Origin of the sequence: Variovorax sp. WDL1 (genome assembly GCF_001541225.1) — a bacterium.
Taxonomy (GTDB): Bacteria; Pseudomonadota; Gammaproteobacteria; order Burkholderiales; family Burkholderiaceae_C; genus Variovorax.
In genome coordinates, this window is record NZ_LMTS01000067.1 from 1 (window position 1) to 2,572 (window position 2,572).

Consider the following 2,572-nt stretch of genomic DNA (forward strand, 5'->3'; position numbering starts at 1 on the left):
CGGATCGGATCGGTGGAGACCACGATCGTGTCCTTCGGCCCGAAGCTGCCGTCCAGCAGCAGCTTGGACAGCGGGTTCTCGATGCGATGCTGGATCGCCCGCTTGAGCGGCCGAGCACCGAACACCGGGTCGAAGCCCACCTTGGCGATCTCCGCCAGCGCCGCTGGCGACACCTCCAGCGCCAGGTCCATCTTCGCCAGGCGCTGCTGCAGCACCTTCAGCTGGATCGCCGCGATCGCCTCGATGTTCTTCGCGTCCAGCGCATGGAACACCACCGTCTCGTCGATGCGGTTGAGGAACTCGGGGCGGAAGTAGTTCTTCAACTCGTCCCACACCGCGTCCTTGATCTCCTCGGCCGGCCGCCCCACCATCGACTGGATGATCGGCGAGCCGATGTTGCTGGTCATCACGATCACCGTGTTCTTGAAGTTCACCGTGCGCCCCTGCCCGTCGGTCAGGCGGCCATCGTCGAGCACCTGCAGCAGCACGTTGAACACGTCCGGATGCGCCTTCTCGACCTCGTCGAGCAGCAGCACGCTGTAGGGCTTGCGCCGCACCGCCTCGGTCAGGTGGCCGCCCTCCTCGTAGCCGACGTAGCCCGGCGGCGCACCGATCAGGCGCGCGACCGAATGCTTCTCCATGAACTCGCTCATGTCGACGCGGATGAGGTGATCCTCGCTGTCGAACAGGAAGCCCGCCAGCGCCTTGCACAGCTCGGTCTTGCCCACGCCCGTGGGGCCCAGGAAGAGGAAGGAGCCGGTGGGCCGGTTGGGGTCCGCCAGGCCCGAGCGCGAGCGCCGGATGGCGTTGGCGACAGCGCCGATGGCCTCGTCCTGGCCGACCACGCGCTCGTGCAGCTTGTCCTCCATCTGCAGCAGCTTGTCGCGCTCGCCCTGCATCAGCTTGGACACGGGGATGCCGGTGGCACGCGCCACCACCTCGGCAATCTCCTCGGCGCCCACCTGGGTGCGCAGGAGCGTGGGAGCGCTGGACTTGCCCTTGGTGGCCTCGGTGTCCTGGGCCTCCTTCAGGCGCTTCTCCAGGCCGGGCAGCTTGCCGTACTGCAGCTCGGCAACCTTGTTGAAGTCGCCCTTGCTGGTGAATTCGGCAATCTGGAACTTGATCTTGTCGATCTCCTCGCGGATGTGCGCGCTGCCCTGGGCCTGGGCCTTCTCGGCCTGCCAGATCTCGTCGAGGTCGGCGAGCTCCTTCTGCACGCGGGCGATGTCCTCCTCGATCAGGCCCAGGCGCTTCTGGGAGGCCTCGTCCTTCTCGCGGCGCACGGCCTCGCGCTCGATCTTGAGCTGGATGAGGCGGCGGTCGAGGCGGTCCATGACCTCGGGCTTGGAGTCCATCTCGATCTTGATCCTGGCGGCGGCCTCGTCGATGAGGTCGATGGCCTTGTCGGGCAGGAAGCGGTCGGTGATGTAGCGGTCCGACAGCTCTGCGGCAGCGACGATGGCAGGGTCGGTGATGTCGACGCCGTGGTGGACTTCGTACTTCTCCTGCAGGCCGCGCAGGATGGCGATGGTGGCCTCCACGCTGGGCTCGCCCACGAGGATCTTCTGGAAGCGGCGCTCCAGGGCAGCGTCCTTCTCGATGTATTTGCGGTACTCGTCCAGGGTGGTGGCGCCCACGCAGTGGAGCTCGCCGCGCGCAAGGGCAGGCTTGAGCATGTTGCCGGCGTCCATGGCGCCCTCGGCCTTGCCGGCGCCGACCATGGTGTGGAGCTCGTCGATGAAGACGATGGTCTGGCCCTCGTCCTTGGCGAGTTCGTTGAGGACGCTCTTCAAGCGCTCCTCGAATTCGCCGCGGTACTTGGCACCGGCGAGCAGGGCGGCCATGTCCAGGGACAGCACGCGCTTGCCCTTGAGGGACTCGGGGACCTCGCCGGCGACGATGCGCTGGGCCAGGCCCTCGACGATGGCGGTCTTGCCGACGCCGGGCTCGCCGATGAGCACAGGATTGTTCTTGGTGCGGCGCTGCAGGACCTGGATGGCGCGGCGGATTTCCTCGTCGCGTCCGATGACGGGGTCGAGCTTGCCCAGGCGCGCGCGCTCGGTGAGGTCGAGGGTGTATTTCTTGAGGGATTCGCGCTGGCCCTCGGCCTCGGGGCTGTCGACGCCCTGGCCGCCGCGCACGGCGTCGATGGCGGCTTCGACGGACTTGCGCGTGACGCCGTGGCTGCGCGCGAGGTTGCCGATCTCGGCCTTGCTGTCGGCCAGGGCCAGCAGGAAGAGCTCGCTGGCGATGAACTGGTCGTTGCGCTTGATGGATTCCTTCTCGGTGGCCTGCAGCAGCTTGGCCAGCTCGGAGCCGACCTGCACCTGGTCGTGGCCCTGGACCTGCGGCAGCCGCTTGATGGCCGCCTCGGCCGCATTGAGCAGCCCGGGCACGTTGGCGCCGGCACGCTCGAGCAGCGCGCGCGGGCCATCGGCCTGGCGCAGCATGGCCACCAGAAGGTGAACCGGCTCGATGTAGGCGTTGTCGTTGCCCAGCGCGAGCGACTGCGCATCGGCAAGGGCTTCCTGGAACTTGGTGGTGAGTTTGTCTTGGCGCATGAATGACTCCG

The 2,572-nt window shown here is 67.4% G+C and carries 1 protein-coding gene; it reads right to left on the reverse strand.

The window, feature by feature from the left end:
- Positions 1 to 2,561: ATP-dependent chaperone ClpB (clpB, locus tag APY03_RS09150; protein WP_068676027.1), on the reverse strand; the 2,561-nt coding region annotated here is incomplete at its 3' end.
- Positions 2,562 to 2,572 lie beyond the last annotated feature (11 nt).